This window comes from Sulfurimonas sp. (genome assembly GCF_041563495.1).
Lineage (GTDB): Bacteria > Campylobacterota > Campylobacteria > Campylobacterales > Sulfurimonadaceae > Sulfurimonas.
This window is the reverse complement of the sequence record NZ_JBFFMZ010000010.1, coordinates 52,944-74,286: the sequence shown is the minus strand read 5'-3', so window position 1 is coordinate 74,286 and position 21,343 is coordinate 52,944. Positions and strand designations below refer to the sequence as shown.

The following is a 21,343-nucleotide window of genomic DNA, read 5'->3' as shown; positions in this document are numbered from 1 at the left end:
AATTAGAGAAGTTTTAATATCTCTATTTGGGACAGGGAGTAGCTCTCGAGTGTCCCGATATCTCTATGGTAGATGCCGTTTAAATAAGTGTTTATTCTGCCCATGAACTTTGGCAGTACATCATTACTGAAATCAATATCTTTTTTATTCAGACTAACTAAAAATTCAAAGAGTGAATCTTCACAGATATATACCGCACCGTTTGCCAAGTCTGAAGGCGGGCTGTCTACTTTTTCATGAAAGTCGATTACAATATTATCTTTTAACTCTACTATACCGCAGCTTGAAGGGTTGTCACTCTTAAAGAGCATCATCGTTATTTCACAAATCGGATCTCTTTTTTCATGAGAGTCTATAAACTCTTTAAAATCGCAAAATGAGAGATTGTCCGCATGAACAAGCATAAATGTTTCGCCGTTAAAAAACTCTCTGTTTGCCAAGAGTGTTCCTCCGGTATTTAAAAGTTCTTTTTCATATATAAGTGTGATTTTATCTCTGTATTTTGAATTCTCAACATACTCCTCAACCTGTTCATGAAGATAGTGGGTGTTTATAAGAAACTCTTCAATCCCTGCTTCTGTTAAGTTTTCAAGCCAGTATTCAAGCAGAGGTTTGCCGTTTATGGGTACCAAACACTTTGGAATGAATGAAGTGACAGGTCTTAGTCTAGCTCCAAATCCGGCACAAAGCAACAGGGCTTTCATCTATTGGAGCTCTTTTAAGATTTCATCTTTTTTGATAGGGATATTACCTACACGGCTTACCTGTATGGCAGATGCCAAAGAACCGAGATAAGTACTCTCCCAGATGTTCGCTCCAACCGCTAAAGCCATGGAACTGCAGGTAAGAAGTGAATCACCTGCACCGCTGACATCTTTTACAATGGCACCTAAAGATTCTATGTTATCTGTTAGCATCTCTTTGTTAGCGTTGTTATATATCATAACGCCCTCGGCACCGAGAGTTGTAAAGATATATTTGGCATCTGTTATATCTGCAAGTTTCTTAGACAAGACAACCAGACCTGATTCAAAATCATTTAAAGAGAGTCTGATTTCTCTCTCAGTTGGAGTAAGCAGTGTCATTTTCTTGAACTTGGATATATCTCCGACTTGAGAAGAACTCTGAGAATCTGCTACCATTAAAATCTTTTTTTCAAGACCTAGTTTTGTTATGGTCTTAATGATGTTTTTCGTCAAAACGCCGTAACTGAAATCTGAAAATATTATCAAGTCTATATTGTTGATGTTTTTTTTGAGAGTCTTTAAAATAGCTTTTTCTATATCTTTACTCACACCGTGTTGTTTTAGATGATTTACACGCAGAAGGGTTTTGTCTTTTGCCCGAAACCTTTGTTTTAGTGTTGTCGGTCTTGTATTGTCTGTGTGGATAGAGACGTCTATGCCAAGGTCGTTTAAACCTTTTTGCACAAAACTATTGTTGTCATCATCTCCCGCAACAGATATAAAATGTACATTTGCACCCAACGTCTTTGCATGACTTGCAACAATGGCAGCTCCGCCTATAAACTTGTTGTTTACCAGGGGAGTCACAACTATTGTCGGGTCTTCTTGACTCATGCCAAGAGGTTCGCAGGTAATATACTCATCGACAATAGTGTCTCCGATAACTAACACATTTAACTTGGAAAACTTCTCAATAATATCTTTGAGCTCATTTGGTTTAAAAGCATGTCTGTTTAGGTATTTGTTGCTGTGTTTGACTTTGTAGTTTACGGAGAGAAACTCCTCTCTTAGGAGGTCTATAGAAGAAAATCCTATCTCTCCCGAAGTAAAAAGAAGTTTTCCTCCATAGCTGTTTATAAATTTTAACTCACTGTTTTCTCTGTTTTCGTGCTCTTTACCCTTAACGACAATATCCGGTTTATGCTTTTTTATGTATTCTAAAGCGGGCATGTCCAAGATAAAAGCTTCATCTACATAGCTGGTAGCCTGTATGGACTCAAGTCTTATATCTTGAGAGATGCCTTTTTTGTTAACATCATCACTGTTTACACCTACACTCAAATAGTCACCGCTTTCTTTGGCAAACTTTAAAAGTCTGAGGTGTCCCGGATGTAAAATGTTAAAATCACCGCTTACAAATACTTTTCTCATAAATTTCCTTATATAAAATTTATATGTTGAGGCTTTTCTCCAGTTGGAGTTTCTAAAGAGTGTAAACCCTTTTTATAATCATCAAGAAACTCGTTTACTTTATGTTGCAGGCAGAGTGAACCGCACATTGTCTGAGCATCAAAGTTGTCAGATGAGATATGATTCATAACTTCCCAGTACTTGTCACTTTTAACTATATCTCTAAATCTAGTTTGAGTGATGTTTCCTATATGAAAACGGCTATATTTTTCATTGAAAAACATTCCGCATGGAGCCACTAAACCGGAACCAGATATTTGCAGTTGAAACGGTGCTCCGTAACATTTCTGATAGCTTCTTTTGCCTTCACTGTTTATCTTAGACCACTTAACAGATACTTGATATTCATCATCACTGTAAGATTCAGCTTCTTCTAAAATATGTGTTAGTTCTGCGTACTTTGAGTAGTCAACACCAAGCTCTCCGTCTTCGCTGTCACTTGTGTGTTTTACAACCAAGTAGTCAGGTCTGATTTCTTTGCCAAGTTTTGCAAGAGGTATAACTTGGTCTGCATCTTCTGGCATCAGTACCATCTGCATACCGATTGTTACATCTAAATTGTTTTTTTTCTTTATCTCTACCATATCTTTGATATTTTGAACAACTTGATGAAAGTTGCTTTCTTTAACTCCCATTATCTCGCCATATCTTTTTGCTTCACCTGCTGAAATATTTACTCTAAGATAAGTAAGATGAGGAAGGATTCTTTCTAATGCTTCGTATCTTGTGTTAAACCCGTGAGTAGCGACTGCCATTGATAAGCCAAGCTCTGAACCTTTGATAATTGTATGTTCATAAACAGGCGAGAGGGTACTCTCTCCATCACTTACAAGGCTGATTGCTTTTACACCTATCTCTGCACAGTCTTCTAAAAAGTTATCAATGACATCTTGAGTAATATCAAATCTGTCATTTTCTTGCAGTCTTGCATAGCAAAAATGACAACCATAGTTGCAAGCTCTTGTTAGTGCCATATCTATTGTTATAGGAACAATTCTTTCGCCTCTGTCCCACTGTTTAATTCTCTCCTGATGCCAGTATATTTTTGTAGCATCCAGGATAAGTTTATTGTCTTTTTTTATTGGCATCAGTTTTTCCTTGTAAGAGTACAATAATGGGTATATTGTCTAAATTTTCTCGTAAATAAGTTTCATACTCTACTAAAAGATCATATATTTCACTTTTTTCTACGGAGAGTTCTACTTTTATAGATTGGTCGCGTACTTCTATTAAGTCAAGTCTGTCTTTAAAAACTTGACTCAACTCGTTGACCTCATTAAACTGTTGGTCTGTAGTTAATTTTTTCCAAATCTTTAATGCAGGCGATTCATATCTGTAATGTTTTCTCTCAGTCACCTTTTGTATCCTTTTTTAAACTTTATGTATGTAATAATCAGGAGAATCTTTTATATCTTCATAATTTAATTCTATCCATCTCACTACATCGTCAATTCCGTCACTTAACTTTATTTGTGGAGCTAAATTAAACTCATTTAAAAGTTTTTGACTGTTCATAAGATATAGACTGTCCTGTGAGACTCTATCTTGCGTGATCTCTATCTGGTCTAAAATATTTTTGCCTAATTTTTTACAAATCAGAGCAACCAAATCATATATAGAGATAGTTTTAGTATCACTAAGATGGTATATCTCACCGCTTTTAGCTTCTTTTGCGATTTTTAAAGTGGCTTTGCAGACATCATCTATGTGAATGAAACTTCTCATGGCTTTACCTCCGCCGTGGAGTTGAAGCTTTTGATTTTTCTTTATCATCAAAATCGTTTTTGGGATTATTCTGTAAAGTTGCTGATATGCTCCATATACATTTGAGGCTCTTGTGTAATTAACAGGAAATCCATGTGTCTTGAAATAGCTGTATAAAATCAAATCCGCACTCGCTTTTGAAGCCGCGTAAGGAGAAGAGGGCAGCAGAGTCATCGACTCTTTTATGTTGTTGCAGTTTCCGTATACTTCAGGTGTCGAGGCCTGCACAAACTTTTTGATGAAGCTAAATTTATATATCTTGTCCAAAAGTGCAACTAATGAGAGAGTGTTCGTGTTGAACCACTCAAGCGGTGCATCCCAACTCTGAGCTACCATTCCCTGCGCTGCAAAGTTTATGATGTACTCTATCTTATTATCAAAAATAAGATCTGCAACCCTCTGGGAATCATTGTTGATGTCTAGTTGAAAAAACTTTACCTTGTTTTGTTTCGGATTGTTCTTGTAAGCTAAAAGAGAGTCTTTATATTCAGGACTTCTGCTTATGGCAAAGATTTCTGCATCATCTTCATTGTCGAGCAGATAATTAATGAACGAAGCGCCTGAGAAGCTGTTGCTTCCTAAAACTAAATACTTCACTACAGAGATCTCATATATACAGGACCGTCATGTTCCATCATCTTTTTAACATCTTCTTTTACACTCTCTTTAGTGGGTGATACGATAAGTATATTTTCCAAGATAGATATGAGCTTGATATCATCATCATCCATACAATGGCTTCTGCCAAGCATGGAAAAGTAGTTATCCGCACCGACACCGACGATTTTTATGTTTAGTTTATGCTCGTTTACGTCATATCTGAGCTGCTCAAAAGCTCTCATTGTGATAAAAGGTATTTGAGAGTATATGATAGGTTTTAAGCCTGTCATTGACATACCTGCCGCCATACTTACGGTTGCCTGTTCATTTATCCCTGTGTTAAATGCTCTGTTTGAATGATTGTCAAAAAATTGATCCAATACTGCAAAGCCCATATCCCCCGCCAAGAGTACCATAGTTTCATCTTCTTTGAAATAAGTGTAAAGTTCTTTCATAATATCTTGTTTTGAGACTAAATTACTCATTATCCAACTCCAGTACATATCCATCAAGAGTAGGGCATCTGAAGTGATGTTTTTCAGAGCCTTCGAGTATATCTATTCCTTTACCTTTAATGGTGCGGGCGAACATGATAGAGAAGTTTTGATTGGCAGAGTTATAAAACTTATCAAAACATTCAGATATAAGATTTTCGTCGTGACCGTCAATATCATAAAAACCATCATCTATGAAAGAACTTAAAACTTTTGAGAGTCTGTTGTTATCTAGTGCCACGTCATCGACTCTGCCCATAGCTTGAAGGTCGTTTGCATCTATAATAACCATAAGGTTATCAAGCTTGAACCTATATGCAAGCATCAACGCTTCCATATTGCTTCCCTCTTGCATCTCTCCGTCACCAAGCATACAGATTACTTTGTTTGGCTTATTTTGAATTTTAAAAGATTGTGCCATTCCAAGAGCAATAGGCAGACCGTGACCAAGTGAACCTGTAGATGCTTCTATCATGTAGTCATTGTTTTGTGTAAGACAACCTTTTATAGAAGCTTCAGGCGTGTTAAATTTTTCAAGTTCATAATCCGGTAAAAAGCCAAGTTCATTGAGAATAATATAATAGGCATAAGCACCATGCCCTTTACTCATTATAAACCTGTCTCTGGAATCGTCCTGCGGATTGTTCTTCGTATATTTTAAATATTTGCCAAAGAGTACGGTTAAAATCTCTACTGTTGAGAGTGAGGGAGCCAGATGCCCGGCACCAGTATCACAAGAGAGCTTTATAGTCTTGTTTCTAATATCTTTAGAGTTTATCATTTAGATTCCCTATATAAAATTTACATGAGGATTTGGATGTTTCAGTGCCCATAAATATCGGTTTACTTCATCCATTCTGCAGTTTTTTCTACACGTTGAAATATCCAAGTCATTTTTTACATAGTTAATATTTTGTTTTCTTTTGTCACCTTCCCAAATCTCTTTAAAAGTTTGGGTGTTGATATTTCCAAGACTAAAATTATCGTTTCCTAAAAACGCACTGCAACTGTAAAGAGAACCATCAGCCATAATGTAACCCCAAAAATACGGAGTAGCGTAACATTTTTCGTAAGGCTGTTTCTGTTCTTCGAGTTTTTTCATAGTGTTTGCTCTAAATACCACTTTAAAGTTCTCAGTTTCATATTTTTTCAGCTCTTCCTCAAGATTCATCATGCTTTGGTAACTCAAGCCTTCATATTTTCTGGAAGTCCCGTATAAGCTTTGAGTATATGGTTTTATGACTAAATAATCCACACCGATTTCAGACATTTTCTTTGCCAGTAAAACAGCACTTTCTCTGTTTTCTGGAAGCAGTAGCATCTGAGCACCGATGGTACAACTGTAATTGTTCTCTTTTTTAATCTTTACGGCAGTTGAGAGGTTCTCAACTACCTTGTCAAAATCTTCTGGTTTTGTTTGATGAACAGCTGCGTAAGTATCTCTGTCACCTGCATTGATGCTGACTTTAATCCATTTGCAGTTTTTTACGTAGTTTTTTGCGGTTGTCTCATTTATAGCTACCGCATTAGTCGTTAGTGAAGTATCAATTCCCACTTCGCTGCAAATATCTAAGATGTTTGGAAGCGGTTTATAAAGAGTCGGCTCGCCTTCACCTGCAAACATGATGCTTTTTACTCCGTGAGATGCCATCTCTCTGATTCTTTCGCCTAAGATTTTTTCATCTTGTTTGATACTTTTGTAACCTATGTAGTCAACTGAACAAAAGGTGCATCTGTGGTTGCATGAACCGATAGGAGTAATCTCCAGATATATAGGATAGATTACTTTTTGTTTTTGCCAATCGTCTTTAGACTCAAACCATTTTGAAACTTCCACAGGATGGTAGAGTAGTTTATGACTATCAATTGAGTAAGTGTCAGCCATCTTTTAACCTTCTGTTACTATATTTAGCATTTTATCTACAAAAGCCTTGTAGCTGTTTTCTTGCAATAGTCGTTTAAAATCTTTTTTTGGCGGTTTCTTATGAAGCGCTTTTTCTATGTCTTCAAAAGTTTTAAAGAAAATCACGGCCTCGCTGTAAGATTTTTCATTAGATAATTTTCGACAATCATAGACAATAGGTATTGCACCGCAGGCTGCAGCTTCTAGTGTTCTTTGTTGCAGTATATACTGCTGATGAGGTGCAAAAGCGAAAGTGGCACTATTGTAAACTTTTGCTATATCTTCACCGTAAGTCAGCATCCCTTTGTAGTATGGCTCTAAAATTTCGTACTTATCCCAACCGGAGCCGTAAATCTCTATGGTGTATTTTGATTTAATCTGGCAAAGATCTATAAGACCTATATCCCTTACGATAAAAGGGATAATCCTTGTAGTTAGATAATTTTTGTCAATTTGAAATGTAGTTGAGATTTGCTCTATCTTTTCATTGGTAAAGTTTACCCCGTTATGAAAAAGAGATATCATATATTTTACCGCTTGATTTACCTGTTCATTATCTTCTGGAATCAGATGCAGATATGAACTTCCTATAAATACAATCTTTTTCTCTCTTTTGATGGAATGGTCAAGTTTGTAAACATCTTCATTGATACAAAAGCTTTGTCTTTGAAACTCAACACCTTTTTTCTCCAGTAAATCATCAAGTGTATTGATTAAAGAAAATACGTAGTCTCTTTTTCTAAGTGTGATTGTCGAATCGTCGGTTAAGTATGGCATCGGGTCTTGAACCCAGACAAAGTTAAAAACATCATCACTTAAAAAATCGTTTCTTAAAAAGTTAATGTTGATAGTAACATGAGGGTTGAATTCAAACATTTTTTTGTAGCTGTAGTAGTCTTCCACACCCTGATAAAGATGAAACATCACTTCATATCCCATACTTTTCAAGACATCGGCAATATTTTTTGATATATGCTGCATAACGGTTGTACAAGTATGTGCAAAGAGATAAAACCTGAGTGGTTCAGAGAAGTCCAACTTTGCATTTCTTAGTCTGTCTGCATAGATCTCATTTAGCTCTTTTCTGTATGCTTGAGCCTGATTTATGGCAGTAATAAGATTCTTGGATATTGCATCTACTTCTTCTTGTGAAACTTCCAGTCCGTTAAAGTCGATTTCAGTTGGAAGTTTGTACTCTCCCTGGGCTAAATCATCCACAAGAGAGTTGATGGGAAGATGCACAAGATTGATTAAGTCAGAATCTATCTTCTCACCGTTATAGTAGCAAACCTGTAAAAATTCATGGTCTTGATCGTCACTTCTGTTTTGCTGCGTGGCAACTCTAAGTGCTTCTTGAGGAGAGAGAAAATAAGTGTCTGGCTCAATCATAGTTTAATCTTTATGTTTAGTTATAAAGGGTAAAATACTATAAATTAACTTAAGTGTGTTTGAATGAAAGCTTTTACAAAAAAATATATTGCTAAACTGGTTGATACTCTTAAAGAGAGTGACTTGGACTCTATTTCTAAAATAGTCGATGCCTTGGATAACACTAAAGGTAAAATCTACATAATCGGTAATGGCGGAAGTGCCGCAACGGCATCTCATATGGTTAACGATTTGGGTGCAGGACTTAGACGAAGAGGCATAAAAAGCTTCGATGTTGAGAGTCTAAGTGATAACACACCGGTGTGCAGCGCTTTAGCAAATGATATCGGATATAAAAATATTTTTTATATGCAATTAAAAGACAGAATCAAACCTGAAGATATCCTCATAGCTATCTCGTGCAGCGGAAATTCTAAAAACATTACAAAAGCCGTAAAATACGCTAAAAAAATAGGCTCAAAAGTCATCGGAATCACAGGTTTCGACGGCGGTAAGCTTAAAAAACAATCAGATATAAACTTTCATGTAGACACAGATGCCGGAGAGTACGGCATCGTAGAAGATATGCATATGATTTTAAACCATATTATTTACAGTTATTATATCTCTAAGGCTTAATCTAAAATATTTTTTATTATATTGTCTATATCGATGCCCATCTGTTTAATCGGACTTGTATCTATTTTTGTTCCGATTAGCAGGCGAGCTTTTTCTATCAACTCTTCTTTAGTATCTACCCAGACCATAAGGTTGTTATCAATCTGATATTTGTCATAGTGGCTTATAAAGCTTCTGGTTGAGATAGTAGGCGTACCTAGAAAACAGGCTTCGGAGTTTATGGTTCCACCGCCTCCTATAAACAGATCACAAAAGAAAAGCAAATGCTGAATCTCTATTTTTTCTTTTAAAACTATAGCTTTTGGAAACTCTTTTTCAAGGTATTTACTCTCATATCGTGGAATAATTATAATGTTTGAGTCAGTCAGTCTCTGGATTTCATCGATAGCTTCATAAAGAATAGGATATTTTTTATCTACGTAAGAGGATTTATACTCCTCTTCTCTGATTACAATCGTGGATTTTGTATAGTCCATATTGTAGTTTTTCAGCGCTTTTTTTACATAGTCAAAATCATATTTGAAGTTTTGCAGCCAGATTAAAGGGTCAATAAAGTTGTATTCATAGATTTGTGAACTATCTAATCCGAACCTCTCTATGACTTCGTCCGGAACAACAAAAGGTTTAAACATTTTATGTGCAAGAGGTATGGTAAGCCTAGCCTGTGGAAGTGCTCTTGTAAAGTTTGTAGTGTAGTCTGAGAGTGGAATGTCGTAAAAATTTATGATAGGTATGCCAAGACCAAATGCAACTCTGCATGCATCTACGGAGGAGAGACATACAAGTCTTTCTATATGATGCTCTCCTATAAACTCCATGAACTTTATCTGTCTGTCAATAGATGCTTCAAACTTCGACTTTAGGCTGCTGCCTCCGAAATTACCTATGTTTGTGTACGAGAGATTATATAAATCTAATAACTCTACCGTCTCTTGATACCCTTCTCCGCCTCTTGTGGTAATGAATACATCTATGTTCTTGTCTTTCATTTTTTTAATTATGGGCTCAAAAAAAAGAATAGACTTTGGAGTCACTAAGTCAAACCATATCATCTACATATACACCTTTTTATACCATTTACAAAACATATAGAGGGAGTAGATATGTTGTTTGAAATGGCCATTTTTACCTTCTTCATATAAAAATATTAGAAAATCATCGTTAAATATATCTAATTGTTTATTAACATCAAGCATTAGATTTAAAATCTCTACTCCATAAGCATCATAGAGCCACTCTATAAAAGGAGAACTAAATCCTTTTTTTCTTCTGTCTATGATGGAGTCAGGAAGATAGTTTCTTGCAATCTTTTTTAAGATAGCTTTGTTTGTATTTCCGATTTTTATGTCTGGCTCAACACCAAGCAGATATTCAACAAGATGATGGTCTAAAAAAGGTGCTCTTAGTTCCAAAGAGTGCGCCATTGACATACGGTCTACTTTAGTCATAAGAACTTCCGCAATCCAGATGCTAAAGTCAATATAGGTAAGCCATTGCTCAGGAGGATAGTGTGAAACATAAGGATGTAAAACAGGGGAGATGCTTTTAGATGATAATCTTTGAAGCTGAGCATAGCTGAATGTCTCTCCGCTTGACTGATAGACCTGTTCACCTTTTAAACGGCGTTTATTGTACTCCCACTCTTTAGTCAGGTTAAAAGGCTCTTCTTTTGGTTGTTGCATATGATAATACTTTAGCATCTTAAAATAGTTGTCATATCCCAAAAAGCTCTCGTCACTGCCTTCACCGCTCAAACATACCTTAAATCCTTCTTCATGGATTTTTTTAGATAAAATATATGTCGGTATAGATGCGGAGTCTGCCATCGGTTCATCAAACTGTTCTAAGACTTTGTCTATAGTCTCTAAATAAAGTTTTTTTCCGATACGGTATTCATGATGGACAGTGCCGATGTACTCGGATGCTTCTCTTGCAAAATCAAGTTCGCAATAGTGCTTATACTCATCATAACCGATGGAGAAAGTGTGTACTTTATGTTTTGATTTTTTTGCATAAAGCGCCGTTATAAAAGAGGAGTCCAAACCTCCTGAGAGCAGAGTCGCAACTTCCACATCACTGACAAGACGTTTATCAACAGCTTCATTTAGGAGTCTATCGACATCTTTTAAAATCTCTTTTTCATCTTTATGTGTTATTTTTATGTCTGCAAGGGAGTAGTAGGTGTCAATTTTTATATTGTTATTTTGGTATATTAAAAAAGATGAAGCAGGGAGTTTTTTAACTCCGCTGTAAAAAGTGTTGTCTCCCTGAGGTGATTGAAAAGCGAGATATTGCCACAGTGCTTCTTCGTTTGGCTCAGGTGTCTTTTTTAGCATCTTTAGTATTGCTTTTATCTCAGAAGCAAAATAAAACTTTTTATCTTTACAGTAGTAATAAAAAGGTTTTTTGCCAAAACGGTCTCTTGCACAAAAGAAGAGCTCTTTTTCTTTGTCGTAGATGCAAAAAGCAAACATACCCTCAAGCAGATTTAAAAAATCAAAGCCGAACTTTTGGTACAGGCGGATTAAAACTTCACTGTCACTTGCAGTTACACAAGCCAAATCATACTCTTTAATCAGCTCTTTGTAGTTGTATATCTCACCGTTAAACACTAAGTCGATATTATCAAAGACCATCGGCTGGTTTGCCTCTTCGTCCAAGTCTATTATGCTGAGTCTTGCATGACCTAAGAAAACATCATTGTCTATTATAAACTCTTGATTATCTTCTCCTCTGTGTTTTATACAATCAAGAACATCTTGATGCGTGAAATCTGTCTGGTTAGAGCCTATTATTCCGCACACTTGTCAATCCCGTAATATTCTTTGTACCAAGATACAAACTTCTCTATACCGTCTTTGATATTTGTTTTTGGAGAAAAGTTATAATGTTCTTTTATCTTTGAAATATCTGCATAAGTTTTATGTACTTCTCCCTTTTGCATCGGCAGGTATTTTATATCGGCTTTTTTTTGAAACTTCTCTTGCATAATGGTTACAAAATCGTTCATATTTACAGGAGCAGAGTTTCCGATGTTAAAAATATTGTAGTTGTCTTTAGGCTCATTTTTTAGAATAAGTACGATGCCCTCGACAATATCATCAATATATGTAAAATCCCTGTACATGTCCCCATGGTTAAAAAGATTTATAGTGCCGTTTGATGTGATGGCATCTGCAAAGATCATAGGTGCCATATCAGGACGACCCCAAGGACCGTAAACTGTAAAAAAACGTAGACCTGTTACTTTTATCTTATGCAGTGAAGCGTATGAGTGAGCCATCAGTTCGTTGCTTTTTTTAGAAGCTGCGTACATATTTAGCGGCGTGTCACATTTCATGTCAACAGAGAGTATCTCTTCATCCGTATCTCCGTAAACAGATGAAGAACTTGCATATAAGAGATGCTTTGTATCATACTTTTTGCTTAACTCAAAAACGTTAAATGTACCGATGATATTGACGTTGACATAAGTCTCCGGATGCTTAAAAGAGTATCTTATTCCCGCTTGGGCTGCTAAGTGAACAACATAGTCGAAGTTGTATGTTTTAAAAATGTTCTCTAGCTCTGAGACGTCGGTAATGTCTGCTTTTATGAAAGACAAGTTAGGGTATTCAGTAGATTTTACAGTTTTGCCTTCATCGATGCTCTCTAAATCGATGCCAAGATTTTTCATACGGTCTTTTTTAAGAGTCAAGTCATAATAGCTGTTTAGGTTGTCAATCCCAACTATCTCATCTTTGGTAGTGCTTAATCTTTGTGCCAAAGCCGAACCGATAAATCCGGCAATGCCCGTAATTAATATTTTAGCCATTTATAATATTCTCGATTAGTTGTGTATAGTCTTGCATGCTTTTTTCTACACTAAAAGATTCTACATCATTTTTTTGCATTTTTCTTAACTCTTTTAAAGCATTTTTATTATTTGAGTATTTTAGCATTAAGGCAGATAATTTATCCACATCTCCTATGTCAAAGAGGTTGGCATAATCGTTGAGTATTTCATCATGACCGCTATATCTGGATGCTATGACTGCCGAAGTAAACAACATCTCCAAAACGGTATTTGAAAATCCTTCCTGATATGACGGTGTAACACAAAAGTTTGCCTTGCTCATGTAGTGGTAAGGTTCCGGTATATTGCCCATAAGCGTGACTCTATGAGAGAGGTTATAAAAGTTTATCATTTCTTGGAGTTCATCTTTAAGAGGACCGTCACCGATGATAAGCAGATTCTCAGGTATCTGGGTATGAATCTTGTGATATGCCGAGATCAGATCCTTTTGACCTTTTTGCGGGTGAAGTCTGCCGACATGAAGAATGTAATCGGAATTATATTTTAGTTCTTTAGTGCTTAGTTCTAAAATCCTTGTCTGATCTATGCCGTTATAGAGATTAACTGCTTTGATTTCATTTGAAATCTCCAGCAATTCTTTTTGTATGAACTTACTCACGCAGACAACAGCTTGTGCATTCTTATATAGTTTGGTGATGTTATCAAAATAAAACTCCGGATTCATCAGATGCACCTTTGATGATTCGGTGTAGACATTTTTCAAGCTGATTCTGCAAGATATTATTCTCTTTGCATCCGAGTCGACTGAGATGGACAATATATTGTGATAATCTTCATAACTGAAAATCAAATCCGGCTTTATCTTCTGTATGAACTTAGAGAGCTCTTTTTTTCTATAATCAAAAATTTTCATACCGGCATCAGGCTCGTTAATATCAAGCTTTTTCGTTGGAATATTTTCTATCTTAATATTTTCACTCAGATAATAATTCACGGGTTTGTTGTCCTCAAAAAGAAGCAATGTACACTCATAAGTGTTTGATAATGAGTTTGCTAACATAGAAGCACTTTTTTGTACTCCTCCGGTATCAAGGTTTTGAGTAAGAATCAAAATCTTTTTCATGTTGCTTCTTTTTTCTGTGCGACTATAAAAAAATTGGGAGAATATGCCTGGAGTTTGATTAAATCCATGACAAGCCCAAAGATATTATTTATGCTAAATAAAACCAGCAATACTGGCAGCAGTATAAAGTTGCGGATAAGTTTATTTTTACTTGAGAGTTCCCATATAAAACCGTTTAGAATATTTATGAGAGCGGTACCTAGATAACCCTGATAGTGAAATAGTTTTATTTCATAGTTCCTGTCTTGGAGCAGTTTTTTTATGCCGCGTTGGCTAAAACGCCAGTAGTCGTGAGGCTGAGCATGTGCCTGAAATATAAAAGGAACAGATATAACCAAAATGCCATCTGTTTTTAAAACACGTGTGATTTGATCCAGTGCGAGATTAGGATCGCTCACATGTTCTAAGACCTGAGTAAATATAATAGTATCGGCACTCTCATCTTCAAAAGGAAGGTCAAGGACATCTGCTTCAACAAACTCACTGGATGCCAAAGCAAACATAGAGGCTCTGGTATCCGTATGATCAGCTACAGTATATCTGTCTACCTTTTTGCTTATCATGTCTTGATAAGGGGCAGTTCCGGCACCTACATCAATGCAATTGCCTTTTAGATAAGGGAGTGCATTTTTCATACTTTTAGAGAGTTGTCGCCAGTTTAAGTAAAAGGCATTTGTTATGTAAACATCGGGAGCATGTCTTTCTCCCGTTAAAAATGGGATTATCTTATATGATATAAAAGATAACAGCTTTGTCATATATTTTTCTTTTTATTTAAAATTTATTAATGAGGACAGCTCAACAAGATTTACATCTAAGCCTGTCCTATTTTTTAAGTTACCGTTTTGTTTGTTGCCTTGAATAATTAGATCGACCTTTTTTTGATATGAATGAATAAACTCGTCATAGCTGACAATGGGAATTGATGAATCTTTATAGTTACCGCTTTTGAAATCATCAATAAAACATAAGACTTCTTTATTCGCTTTTTGTGAGAACAAATATGCATCTTCTCCTGCTTGTGCCGTACCAAAGATTGCCAAATTATTTATACTGTTTAAATCTATATCTGTAAGAGCATAAAAATGTTTTACTAATTTTTCATTATTGAATTTGTTGATTGAATTTACGGGCTTATTTATCTCTGTTTGCACAGGTATTATAAAGTTTTCATTGTTTGATTTCTTAAAGATTACAGTGATGTTTTTAGAATCATTATCTTTGTGATAAGCAGTAATATTATAATCCATATATAAAATCTCATAATTATTATTATTTGCCAAATGTTCAAAAAAAGTAGGATGATAGTTAAAAAAACAATGATTACTATATCCTTCTATAGGAAGGCTGATAATCATTAAGCCTTCTTCATTACATAGATTGTGAATATTTTCAAAACAGCTGTATTGATTGAATATATGCTCTGTTGTGCCAAAATTAGTGACAATATCATACTTTTTTGTAAAATTATATTTATCTTGCAGGTTATAATTTAAATCAAATTTTAAACTGTTGTGAGTACCGTCAATATCAATGCAGTCATATTTTTTAATACAAATGCTTTCGTATAAATATCTGGTAGATAATCTTGAGTAATTCTCACTTATATAATCTTTTAAATCCAGAGGCTTTTTATTGAAAGATCTTATGAAATCATGTAAAGAGTCAATATCCGTGTCAATATCTTGTGAACCGAACTCTATGATGGTTTTTTCTTCCCAGTCTATATCTCTTAACAGTCTTAAAGTGTCCAATGTATCTTTTGTATAGCCCATATGTATCAGCCTTTGCTTAATTGAGCAATGACATAATTAGTCTGCAAATCTGTTAATTTAGAATATAAAGGAATTGATATGACTTTATCTCCAAATTCTTTAGCTACTGGAAAGTCTTCATCTTTATATCCAAATCTGTTTTTGTAGTAATCAAGTATATGTATTGCTCTGTAGTTTACGGCAACGCCAATACCTTCACTTTGTAATTGTGCAACAACTTCATCTCTGTTGTCTGTTTTTATAACAAATAGATGTCTGGCAGATTTGGTGTCTTTTGGGATTTTTATATATTCTATGCCAAGTTTGTCAAGCTCTCTTTCATAGTAATTTGCTATTTCTTCTCTTCTTGCTAATCTGTTTTCTATCTTTTGCAGCTGTCCGATTAGAAGTGCAGATTGAACATCGCTGATATTATATTTCCAGCCTAATACTTTCATGTCCCAATGCTGAAACTTACCGGTATATCTTGTAGAAGCATCTTTATTGATGCCATGGAGTCTTAGTTGGTAGAGTAGGTCGGCCACTTCTTTGTTGTTGGTCGTTACTGCCCCGCCTTCTGCGCTTGTGATATTTTTAGTTGCATAAAATGAGAAACAGGCGGTATCTGACAACTCCCCGACTCTTATACCGTCTCTCTCGCCCTCTATACAATGGGCGGCATCTTCAATGATCTTTAAATTGTATTTATCTGCTAACTCTTTAATCTTTATCATGTCACACATATTGCCATACAGATGCACGGGCATAATAGCTTTTGTTTTTGATGTTATGGCACTCTCTATCAGCGAAGCATCTATATTGCCTGTCTCTTTTTCTATGTCTACAAATACCGGCGTAGCACCGGCATGTAAGATAGCATTTGACGTTGCTACAAAACTCATAGGAGTTGTGATGACTTCATCTCCTTCTTGTATACCCAAAGCCAGTAGACTTAGATGAAGAGCCGCAGTACATGAACTTACGGCAACACAATGTTTACTTTTTAAGTAACGGGAGAATTTTTGTTCAAATTCTTTTGTGACATTTGCATTGGTTAGGAATATAGACTTAAGAACATCGTTTACTCTTGAGATATCTTCTTCATCTATATTATGTTTGAAAAAATCTATGTTCATTTTTTGGATAATCTCTTAAGTGTTTCATTGTATTGAGTGAGATATTTTGTTTCATCGAGCGGTGTTTCATCATATGATGAGTCTTTCTTTTTTAAAACATAATTATAAATTTGACCGACTACTAGGTCACTACTCTCACCATATTTTTCTTCGTAATTCATTTCATCAACAATATCAAAATTTTTCTCTAAAAATTCTTTATAATGTGTTTCTAGAAAATAGGCATTTATCAAAGCATTTGGTGAAAATATATCTGCTTTGTTACCAATAGGTTTGCCACCGAAATAACATGGCATATCAATAAATAGATTGCGTGATATCAGCATAAGCCCATCTGGTTTTAATAAGCCGTGTAATATTTTAAAAGATTCATTTATGTCACCAAATAGATAATCAACACCTTGGCAGAATATTGCATCATATGTAGGTGTTACATTTCTAATTTGGTTTATATGACAGTTAACAGCGGTATGATTGGGATAACGCTTTCTAAGAAGCCTATAATTTTCAACAACCGGTTCAATCATTACAAGGTTTGTGTTATGTATTGGAGAATTTGTTTCTTGTGCTACAAACTCCAAAAGACCGACTCCTGCACCGATATCAAGAACACAATCGTCTTCAGTAATGTTAAGAAATTTTGAAAAATATTGTAAATTAAATTCTATACGTGCAGCATGCTGCATTATCTCTGAAGAATTTATGTTGAACTCAGATACGTCTTCAAAACCATGCCCCCAGCTATTGTTATGATAAGTCGTAAATGCTTGTTCCGCATGTAACATATCATTGCGTAAATGATGTATTAAACCACAATTGTTACATTGGACTAACTCGCTAAACTCATACTCCCAAACACTTGTTGAATATGCAACGGAAGTAGAACACATTGGACAACTAATTTTCATAAAACCTCTTTTTTTAAATCTAATATTATATATGCTATCTGGTATTTGTTCTCAAAAATATGTTTGGCATTTTACCGTCTAGTTTAGAAACGTATATGGCAAAGATTATAGCAAACTTTTAATAAGATGACCAATTTATGGATTACTCATAAAAGTAATGATTAGTGAATCACTTTCTTGCCGTCTTTTAATATTATGGGAACTTGACGCATCCAGATCTGTTTTTCCCACATTTTCATGTTGTTTTTGTACCAGTTTATTGTCTCTTTTAAGCCCTCTTCAAACTTAATAGAAGGCTCCCAGTTCAAAACATCTTTAATCTTTTTTATATCGGCTATATGACAGTCAACCTGTCCGGGTCTGTCATCAATATACTTGATTCTTGATTTATCTATGTTCATAGCTCTGATTACGTGCAAAGCTATGTCTTTAATAGAGATCGTAATACCTGTTCCAAGATTAAAAGCTTCACCCTGAACTTTTGAAAGAGGGGAGTTTAAGATTTTATCTATTCCCAGACAGGTGTCGTTTACGTTTATCCAATCTCTTGAAGCTTCTCCTTGCCCATGTACTGTTAGATCCTCATTCAATATCGCACTTGTTATGAATCTTGGGATTGCTTTTTCCAGATGCTGTTTAGGGCCATAGTTGTTAAAAGGTCTTATGATAGTTGCAGGTATATCGTAGGTCTCTACGTAAGAGTAAACAAGCCTATCTGCTCCAACTTTGGCAGCAGCGTATGGTGACATTGGATTTAACTGGTGATTCTCATCCATTAATTCACATTCTGAAGCAGTGCCATAAACTTCTGATGTGGAGATGTGAATAAATTTTTCAATACTGTTTTTGTGTTGTAAAACAGCATTTGAGACAGTCTGGGTTCCGATGACATCCGTTTCAAAAAAATCTCTATTGTCAAAAATCGATCTAGTTACATGTGTCTCGGCTGCAAAATGAACAACATAATCAGCTTGACTTACCAAACTCTCGACTAAAGCGCTGTTCTTGACATCACCGTACCAAAATTGAAATCTTTCATTTAAGTTATTCACGTGCATCGGAAAGTTGTCAACACTGCCAGCATAAGTTAATAAGTCTAATACTATTATTTTAGAATCAGGATATTTGTTATAAATATAATTTACAAAGTTAGAACCGATAAATCCGGCACCACCGGTTATAAGATATGTTTTAGACATTGTTGTTTTTTCCTTTTATAATTTCAGTACTCTGTCTGCCGTGATTAAATAATAGATCAATTATAGACAAATATGGTAAAAAAGCACCATTTAACTGCTTGTATGACGGATGCTTATAGTCTTGAAAAGTTACTTCTATGTTGTTTTTCCTAAATAGCTCATGGTCAATATAATCTTTAGCAGCCATGCCGCTATAGTAATGTGTGGTATTAAAATGGTTGCAAATATTAACCAGTCTGGTGTTTTGATTACCAGATATGTTCAAATCTGAGGATAAGTAAAATTTAACGTCTAATCCTAAATATTTTGTTATGTCTTTAATAATGTTGATTGATAATACACTAATAGAACTTACATTAGAATTTAGGTTGTTTTGCAGTAACGGATAAATCTCATTGAAATATTTTGATTTGCTATAAAATTGTTTAATTGTCTTAAGATGTTTAAGCCTCCAGGACTTCGTATCGTCTATAAGTACTTCATTGATTTTTTGTTTGCTTGATGACTTTGTAGGTATACTAAGCCATATATCAGTGTCATGTGTTTTTATTTTATTTCTGTTTCGCCAATCATTCTTTGTATATTGGACATCATCATAAAATACAAATATATCTACATTCATGATTTGTTCAAAATATCCAATCCATGGGATGTAAGAAGGTTGTAAAATAGCTAGTTTACTCATTTTTCCTGCTTATGATAATTTCATAATCAATAAAAAAAGTTTTAAAATAATCAGGCAGATACTTAACAAAATCGTGTTTTGATTTATCTAAAAAGTATCTTTTTTCAAAAATATCAAAACCGTGTTCTTTCATTTTATCGCTCATCTGTTTTATGTTTAGATAATTAAACTGAAGCCCGATATCTCCCCAGCTTTGGAACTCTTTATCGTTAACTTTATATAAAAGTGTATGTCCTATCTTATCTGTTTTATTTTTTAGCAGTTGTTCATATACCTGCATAATATTTTTTTCACTGAAGAATAGATGAACAAAAGGTATTCCTATCAGACCGTTTACATGAGAACCGTGTCTTGTAGCATACGGATGCCATCTGTTGAGAAAAAGTCCATCGGGTTTTAAAATTCTTTTTATCTCTTTGAGTGCCGTATCGATATTAAGCACATGCTCAAATACTGCAGAAGATATCACTACGTCTACACTTGCATCTTCTAGGGGCAACAAGCCGTCTTCTTTTAAAGTTAAAAAATCAATGTTTAAAGCTTTATCTTCACAATAGTTTTGTACCAATGAAAAATCACTATGAAAATCCACTCCATATACTTTTTTTGCACCTAAAGATGAATAATAAGCCGTTTTGCCTCCAAATCCGCATCCGAAATCTAAAACAGTTTTATCTTTAAAATCATTAAAACCGTCAAATTGTTTTAAAACAACTTCTCCTGATTTTAAAGCATAGTTGAGTGTATCTTTATCTGATTTATTTAAAATATCAAACCAGCTTGCTTTTTTAAACAGATGATTTAAGAGCAGTATTGTTTTTTTAGAGATTGTATTAAGCATTGTTCTCCATCTTTTGCACTCTTTTTTCTTCAGCATCTTTTGTGATTTTAAAATAATTGTAATTCCAAGATCTAAACTGCCAATCTTCGCAAGTTTTGCAAATATCAATTTCAGCTCCGCGTCCAGATAGATGTAAATCTCTTATATCTTTAAATCTTTTAGAATTCCAGATTTCTTTTATTGAGTTGTCCTGCACATTTCCCATATCTGTTTTTCCGGCTATGTCATAAATGCAGAACATTGCCCGTCCTCTGCTGTCTATAAGCAGTCTGTCAAATATAATCGGGCACGGTATCCTATCTTCCGGTGGTAGGTACGGAGTCGTGTCTGCCGAATTTTCTAAACTGTTTATTCCCCAAGTTAAAAACTTTCTTTTTTGAAATACATCAACTGATGATTTCCAGAAATTCTCTACATTATCAACATTGACTCCGGTTTGATTGATTGCGGATGCAATAATCTTTGTTTTACTTCCAAGCTCGTTTCTAAGTTTGAAAGTCCGCTGTACATTTTTCACCAAGGTGTTAAAAGAGAGTCCTTTGCGAACTGTATTGTAAGTAGCTTCATCACAGGCATCAACTGAAAACTCTATCATATCAATATTGATTCCTAAAAGTTCTCGAGCTGCTTTTTCGTTGAGTAAAGAACCGTTGTTTATCAAACCTACTTTACAGCCTTTATCTTTTGCATATGTTATTAACTCGATTATATTTTTTTGCATCATTGGTTCGCCGCCGCCGGAGATTCGCAGCCAAGAATTTTCTTTACCGACTTCATCCGCAATACGTTTAAAAGTCTCTTCGGACATAAACTTTGTATCATTGTAGGAATCTCTTATATCTGAATTCGTATATGCGCATCCTGGACATAAGGCATTGCAAACATAATTAATAGCGATTACCACCATTTTTGGAAATTCCGGTGTTTTAAACTCCGAATAATCTTCAAGTGCATGTGTTGTTTTCATAGACTACCTC

The 21,343-nt window shown here is 35.0% G+C and carries 22 protein-coding genes; 1 reads left to right on the top strand and 21 read right to left on the bottom strand.

The annotated features are described in order from the left end of the window. Positions 1-2 precede the first annotated feature (2 nt). Genes ABYK18_RS10210 through ABYK18_RS10170 form a run of 9 tightly spaced genes read right to left on the bottom strand, consistent with a single transcriptional unit; the run spans position 3 to position 8,306 of the window. Positions 3-704, bottom strand: coding sequence for a nucleotidyltransferase family protein (locus ABYK18_RS10210; RefSeq protein WP_373036565.1), 702 nt, complete (start codon positions 702-704; stop codon positions 3-5). Continuing rightward, a complete protein-coding gene (locus ABYK18_RS10205) occupies positions 705-2,117 on the bottom strand; it encodes a PfkB family carbohydrate kinase (RefSeq protein ID WP_373036564.1) in 1,413 nt (470 codons plus the stop codon). A gap of 8 nt (positions 2,118-2,125) precedes the next feature. Next, on the bottom strand, positions 2,126-3,244 hold the full coding sequence (locus tag ABYK18_RS10200) for a radical SAM protein (RefSeq protein ID WP_373036563.1): 1,119 nt from the start codon (positions 3,242-3,244) through the stop codon (positions 2,126-2,128). Further along, entirely contained in the window at positions 3,222-3,512 is a 291-nt protein-coding gene (locus tag ABYK18_RS10195) for a hypothetical protein (RefSeq protein WP_373036562.1), read from the bottom strand. Before ABYK18_RS10195 ends, ABYK18_RS10200 begins: the two co-directional genes overlap by 23 nt. A 15-nt stretch (positions 3,513-3,527) precedes the next feature. Continuing rightward, positions 3,528-4,517: a GDP-mannose 4,6-dehydratase gene (locus ABYK18_RS10190; RefSeq protein ID WP_373036561.1), complete on the bottom strand. Its 990-nt coding sequence runs from the start codon at positions 4,515-4,517 to the stop codon at positions 3,528-3,530. Next, entirely contained in the window at positions 4,517-5,005 is a 489-nt protein-coding gene (locus tag ABYK18_RS10185) for a transketolase (RefSeq protein WP_373036560.1), read from the bottom strand. The genes ABYK18_RS10190 and ABYK18_RS10185 overlap by 1 nt, the downstream gene beginning before the upstream one ends. Then, on the bottom strand, positions 4,998-5,795 hold the full coding sequence (locus ABYK18_RS10180) for a transketolase (RefSeq protein ID WP_373036559.1): 798 nt from the start codon (positions 5,793-5,795) through the stop codon (positions 4,998-5,000). Before ABYK18_RS10180 ends, ABYK18_RS10185 begins: the two co-directional genes overlap by 8 nt. A 9-nt stretch (positions 5,796-5,804) precedes the next feature. After that, the gene (locus ABYK18_RS10175; RefSeq protein WP_373036558.1) at positions 5,805-6,899 is read right to left on the bottom strand and encodes a radical SAM/SPASM domain-containing protein; all 1,095 of its coding nucleotides are present in this window, start codon (positions 6,897-6,899) and stop codon (positions 5,805-5,807) included. A gap of 3 nt (positions 6,900-6,902) precedes the next feature. Next, positions 6,903-8,306, bottom strand: coding sequence for a hypothetical protein (locus ABYK18_RS10170; protein WP_373036557.1), 1,404 nt, complete (start codon positions 8,304-8,306; stop codon positions 6,903-6,905). 63 nt (positions 8,307-8,369) lie between these two features. On the opposite strand from ABYK18_RS10170, the gene ABYK18_RS10165 reads away from it, so the two are divergent. After that, positions 8,370-8,924 (top strand): SIS domain-containing protein, encoded by a 555-nt coding sequence (locus ABYK18_RS10165; RefSeq protein WP_373036556.1) that lies wholly within the window; start codon positions 8,370-8,372, stop codon positions 8,922-8,924. Here the strand turns inward: ABYK18_RS10165 and ABYK18_RS10160 are convergent. The 12 genes from ABYK18_RS10160 to ABYK18_RS10105 all read right to left on the bottom strand — a co-directional run bounded on the left by ABYK18_RS10160 (position 8,921) and on the right by ABYK18_RS10105 (position 21,333). After that, positions 8,921-9,976 carry a DUF354 domain-containing protein gene (locus tag ABYK18_RS10160; protein ID WP_373036555.1) on the bottom strand — a complete coding sequence of 352 codons (1,056 nt, stop codon included), beginning with the start codon at positions 9,974-9,976 and terminating at the stop codon, positions 8,921-8,923. The two genes, ABYK18_RS10165 and ABYK18_RS10160, sit on opposite strands and share 4 nt — an antisense overlap. Then, positions 9,977-11,728, bottom strand: coding sequence for an asparagine synthase (glutamine-hydrolyzing) (gene asnB, locus ABYK18_RS10155; protein WP_373036554.1), 1,752 nt, complete (start codon positions 11,726-11,728; stop codon positions 9,977-9,979). It abuts the gene before it with no gap. Then, positions 11,716-12,738 carry an NAD-dependent epimerase/dehydratase family protein gene (locus tag ABYK18_RS10150; protein ID WP_373036553.1) on the bottom strand — a complete coding sequence of 341 codons (1,023 nt, stop codon included), beginning with the start codon at positions 12,736-12,738 and terminating at the stop codon, positions 11,716-11,718. The genes asnB and ABYK18_RS10150 overlap by 13 nt, the downstream gene beginning before the upstream one ends. Next, entirely contained in the window at positions 12,731-13,843 is a 1,113-nt protein-coding gene (locus ABYK18_RS10145; protein WP_373036552.1) for a glycosyltransferase, read from the bottom strand. Before ABYK18_RS10145 ends, ABYK18_RS10150 begins: the two co-directional genes overlap by 8 nt. After that, the gene (locus ABYK18_RS10140; protein ID WP_373036551.1) at positions 13,840-14,601 is read right to left on the bottom strand and encodes a class I SAM-dependent methyltransferase; all 762 of its coding nucleotides are present in this window, start codon (positions 14,599-14,601) and stop codon (positions 13,840-13,842) included. Before ABYK18_RS10140 ends, ABYK18_RS10145 begins: the two co-directional genes overlap by 4 nt. A 12-nt stretch (positions 14,602-14,613) precedes the next feature. Continuing rightward, positions 14,614-15,618: a hypothetical protein gene (locus ABYK18_RS10135; RefSeq protein WP_373036550.1), complete on the bottom strand. Its 1,005-nt coding sequence runs from the start codon at positions 15,616-15,618 to the stop codon at positions 14,614-14,616. Between the two features lie 5 nt (positions 15,619-15,623). Further along, a complete protein-coding gene (locus tag ABYK18_RS10130; RefSeq protein WP_373036549.1) occupies positions 15,624-16,733 on the bottom strand; it encodes a DegT/DnrJ/EryC1/StrS family aminotransferase in 1,110 nt (369 codons plus the stop codon). Next, positions 16,730-17,641 carry a class I SAM-dependent methyltransferase gene (locus tag ABYK18_RS10125; protein WP_373036548.1) on the bottom strand — a complete coding sequence of 304 codons (912 nt, stop codon included), beginning with the start codon at positions 17,639-17,641 and terminating at the stop codon, positions 16,730-16,732. The genes ABYK18_RS10130 and ABYK18_RS10125 overlap by 4 nt, the downstream gene beginning before the upstream one ends. A gap of 161 nt (positions 17,642-17,802) precedes the next feature. After that, on the bottom strand, positions 17,803-18,840 hold the full coding sequence (locus ABYK18_RS10120) for a dTDP-glucose 4,6-dehydratase (protein ID WP_373036547.1): 1,038 nt from the start codon (positions 18,838-18,840) through the stop codon (positions 17,803-17,805). Next, positions 18,833-19,525, bottom strand: a complete 693-nt coding sequence (locus ABYK18_RS10115; RefSeq protein ID WP_373036546.1) for a WbqC family protein — start codon at positions 19,523-19,525, stop codon at positions 18,833-18,835. Before ABYK18_RS10115 ends, ABYK18_RS10120 begins: the two co-directional genes overlap by 8 nt. Further along, positions 19,518-20,366 carry a class I SAM-dependent methyltransferase gene (locus tag ABYK18_RS10110; protein WP_373036545.1) on the bottom strand — a complete coding sequence of 283 codons (849 nt, stop codon included), beginning with the start codon at positions 20,364-20,366 and terminating at the stop codon, positions 19,518-19,520. The genes ABYK18_RS10115 and ABYK18_RS10110 overlap by 8 nt, the downstream gene beginning before the upstream one ends. Further along, entirely contained in the window at positions 20,359-21,333 is a 975-nt protein-coding gene (locus tag ABYK18_RS10105) for a radical SAM/SPASM domain-containing protein (RefSeq protein WP_373036544.1), read from the bottom strand. Before ABYK18_RS10105 ends, ABYK18_RS10110 begins: the two co-directional genes overlap by 8 nt. Positions 21,334-21,343 lie beyond the last annotated feature (10 nt).